This window comes from Nocardia aobensis NBRC 100429, from assembly GCF_000308375.1.
GTDB lineage: Bacteria > Actinomycetota > Actinomycetes > Mycobacteriales > Mycobacteriaceae > Nocardia > Nocardia aobensis.
On the sequence record NZ_BAFQ01000178.1, the window covers coordinates 1 to 3,714 of the forward strand.

3 protein-coding genes are annotated in these 3,714 nt (G+C 69.3%); all 3 read right to left on the reverse strand.

Going from position 1 to position 3,714, the window contains the following annotated elements:
* Positions 1 to 164: 164 nt before the first annotated feature.
* The 3 genes from RJ03_RS23185 to RJ03_RS23195 all read right to left on the reverse strand — a co-directional run bounded on the left by RJ03_RS23185 (position 165) and on the right by RJ03_RS23195 (position 3,508).
* Positions 165 to 1,049 carry an alpha/beta fold hydrolase gene (locus tag RJ03_RS23185; RefSeq protein WP_245552365.1) on the reverse strand — a complete coding sequence of 295 codons (885 nt, stop codon included), beginning with the start codon at positions 1,047 to 1,049 and terminating at the stop codon, positions 165 to 167.
* A gap of 129 nt (positions 1,050 to 1,178) precedes the next feature.
* On the reverse strand, positions 1,179 to 2,756 hold the full coding sequence (locus RJ03_RS23190; RefSeq protein WP_036505713.1) for a hypothetical protein: 1,578 nt from the start codon (positions 2,754 to 2,756) through the stop codon (positions 1,179 to 1,181).
* Complete coding sequence (locus tag RJ03_RS23195) at positions 2,741 to 3,508, reverse strand: ABC transporter ATP-binding protein (RefSeq protein WP_036505714.1); 768 nt, start codon at positions 3,506 to 3,508, stop codon at positions 2,741 to 2,743. The genes RJ03_RS23190 and RJ03_RS23195 overlap by 16 nt, the downstream gene beginning before the upstream one ends.
* Positions 3,509 to 3,714 lie beyond the last annotated feature (206 nt).

Below are 3,714 nucleotides of genomic sequence, written 5' to 3' on the forward strand. Positions count from 1 at the left end.
GACCAGTTGCATGCCCTCGTAGGCGACGAAGACGATGGTGCGCGAGGCGGGCATTTCGCCATCATCGCAGCCGGGACGAGCGGCCGCCACGGCCGACGGCCAACCGTGGCGGGGCTCGCCCGACTCCCCCGCGCATCGGGCGATCTCGCACCGGGGTACGCACATCACCCGGCGCGCCGTACCTCGGCACTCCGGCCCCGCACCGCACACCGACCGAGAAACGGAATAATCGCTGCCGCAACATCATCCGGCAATTGCGCGTGCGGGTAGTGTCCGCCGTTCTCGATCATCTCGACGCGGCCCACCCCATCCGGCAGCGCGGCCACGATCGCATGCGCCTCGGCCTCGGGATCGGCGAAATCCGGATCGGCCGAACCCATGATCACCAGGGCGGGACAGCGGACGTCCGCCAAACGGGCATGCGCGTCGGCGGGAGTGGTGCGTCCGGTCTTCGTGAATTCCGCCCACCGGCCGGGCCGCCGCAGCAGACTCTCCAGGTCGGCGAGGTAGTGGTCGTAGTCGGCGGGCCTGGTCGGATACGCGACGTCCAGATAACGTCGCCACCACGGCATCGACTTCAGCATCGTGGTGAGGGCGAGGCGAACCATGCCCCGACGGTATCGGCGGCTGACCAGCAGAGCGCCGACGTGCAGCCGCTGGGTACGGGTGAAGGGGCCGATCTCGACGATCCCGCTCACCAGTTCCGGTGCCCGGGCCGCGGCGATGGTGGCCGACCCGCCCGACAGCGAGTGCCCGACGATCACCGCCGGGCCGCCGAAGTGCCGGATCACACCCAGCAGGTCCTCCGCCACATCGGCGCGGCTGATGGCGGCCTTCCCGGTCACCGACGGCCAATCCGCACCGGATTCGCCGTGCCCCCGCATATCCACGTTGACCACCCGGTATCCCGCCGCGGCCAGCGGCCCGACCAGAAAACGGAAGTCCTGGCGCACAGTGCCCATGCCGTGCGAGAGCACCACCAGCGGTCCGCCCCCGACCACATCGCAGGCGAGCCGTCCGTGTTCGAGTGTCACGTACTCGGTCATCATCGTTCCTTCCAGCGCGAGCATCCGGTCGCGATCGCGGCCTGCTGAATGGAACGCCGGGAATCGGGCACGATCGATACCGACGGCCGGAAGGGTCAGGGACGCGGCCGATATCGTCAGATCACGCCGGGATCACCGCGGCTTCACCTCGGCGAGCAGTTCCGGTCCATGGGACTCGATGCGCCGGGTGGCGAGGTGCGCACCCAAGACGGCCGCGGCGAGCCCCAGTGCCAGGCCCACCGGAAGCGCACCCCATTCGACGAGCGCGTTGCCGAGGTAGGTGCCGAGGACGAGAAGGCCCAGCACCGGCAGACCGACGATCAACTGGCCGAAGGCGACCGCGAGTTGTACGAGTGCGCGCGCACAGCCGGGATTTCCGCCGTTGCCGGCGAACGGATTACCGCGTTGCTGCGGAAGCGGATACGCAGCATAGACCGACAACAGCATCGCGGCCGCGACGCCGACACCGAGGACCACCGGCAGCATCGACACCACCCACGGATACCACCGCGCCGCGCCGACCGCGCCGGGCAGCACGAGGGTGAGTACCACCGCCAACGGAGCGACCAGCACCAGCCAGGCGATGATGCGGCCCCGGACATCGGCACGCACCGCACCCGGAATCACCAGGGTGTGCCACAGTGCCGTGCCGTCGAAGGCGTACATGTTCGCGCTGGCCATCGCGGCCAGCCACACCACGAACACCCCCGCGAACGGCACACTGGCACCGCCGTTCTGCAGGCCGAGGAAGATCGGCAGCACCACACCGATGAGCATCAGCGGCAACAGCGCCGCTCGCCGGCGGCCGTCGCGCCACCAGGTGCGCAACTCCTTGAGGACGACCGCGCCGACGGGAGTCGGGCGGATCATCCGCTCCAGCCGGCCCGAACCAGCCTGTGCGCGAACGGGTCCGGCCGCAGCCGCGGTCGTGGTGAGGCGCCGGCGCAGCAGCACCGCCCACGCCTGCCACAGCAGCGCCGACATCGCGGCGAGTCCGGCCAGTGCCGCTACACCGAACCACCAGTGGCCCTCGTCGGCGGCCTGCACCGCATAGGGCGCCCACCCCGAGGGCAGGATCCGCAAGGTCGCGCCCAGGGCAGGCGACACATGCTCGAGGCGCGGACCCAGATAGGACATCAGTAGTTGCAGCGGGTAATAGGCGAGTCCGGTCAGAGCGGCGAGGACCACCCCCAGATCGCGACCGCGTCGCGACCGCATCGCGGCACCGATCCAGGCGAGCAATGCGCGGGACAACAGCACCACGAAGACGAGCTGCAGACACATGCCGAGCACGGCGAAAACCGTTGGTACGACGCCCAATTGGATACCGATGGCAACCAGACCGGCGAAGGCGATCAGATTCACCGCACCGGCCGGGCCGGTGAAGGCCACCGCCGCCAGCCCTACCGACAGCTGGCGATAGCTCAGCGGCAGCAGCCGGAAATGTTCGGGCTGCAGGGTTTCGTCGCTGCTGCCGGTGAGGATGGGGCCCGCCAGCCAGCCGAGCGTCCACACCGCGTACAGGGTGGCGGCCACATTGATCGCGGCCCGCGGCTCCCAGCCGTGCCCGGCGGTGGCCATCAGCACGGCCGTGCCGACGGCCGCTACGAGGCCGAAGAACAGTCCGATCCAGAAGCCGACCGCGGCCCGGCCGCTGGTCATCGCGCGGACGGTCAGCCGCCAGCGCATCCGGATCAGGACGCCAACCACGACAGCCCCTCGTCTCCGCCGATGCGACCGCCGACCAGGCGGACGAACGCCTCCTCGAGACTGCCCTCGCCTCGCACCTCGGCGACCGATCCGGCGGCGACCACCCGTCCCTTGTCGATGACCGCGAGGTGATCGCACAGATTCTCCACCAGCGCCATGACATGACTGGACAGCACCACCGATCCGCCGGCGGTGACGAACCGCTGCAGAATCGTGCGAATAGTACTGGCCGACACCGGATCCACCGCCTCGAACGGTTCGTCGAGCACCAGCAGCTTGGGCCCGTGCAACAGTGCGGTGGCGAGTCCGATCTTCTTGCGCATCCCGGCCGAATAGTCCACGACCAGAGTGTGTTCCGCCTCGATCAGCTCCAGCACCGAGAGCAATTCCTGCGCGCGCTCGGCCACCGTGCCCGGCGGCAGCCCGCGCAAAAGTCCGGTGTAGGTGAGCAATTCGCGTCCGGTGAGCCGCTCCGGCACGGCCGGACCGTCCGGCAGCACGCCGACGATCGTCTTGGCCCGCACCGGATCCGCCCACACATCGGCGCCGAAGATCTGCGCCTGCCCCGCATCCGGCCGCAACAACCCGACCGCCATCGACAACGTGGTGGTCTTACCGGCGCCGTTGGGCCCCACCAGCCCGAAGAACGACCCGGGCGGCACCACCACACTCACCCCGTCGACCACCCACGGCCCACCGAATCGCTTGTACAGCCCGCTCAATTGCAGCGCGGGCGTGGCATCGGCTTGCATATCCCCTCCTCTGCAGAGCCGCCTCTCCATGCCTCCGCGATGGAAGCCGCCCCGCCCGGTCTGTGCTGCGAACTGTCTCGACTCTACGTCGGCGCTCACGTTCCTTCCTGTTACCGGCGGCAAGGCGGATGGAACGCGGGTTCATCGGTTGCTGATGCGAAAAAGCCGGTGCCGGAGCGCATCCGCACCCCGTGCACCGGCCTCGT

Bases quoted from the DNA above. Each gene is read 5' to 3' on its own strand.
- RJ03_RS23195 (WP_036505714.1), bottom strand. From the start codon at position 3,508: ATGCAAGCCGATGCCACGCCCGCGCTGCAATTGAGCGGGCTGTACAAG.
- RJ03_RS23185 (WP_245552365.1), bottom strand. From the start codon at position 1,049: ATGATGACCGAGTACGTGACACTCGAACACGGACGGCTCGCCTGCGAT.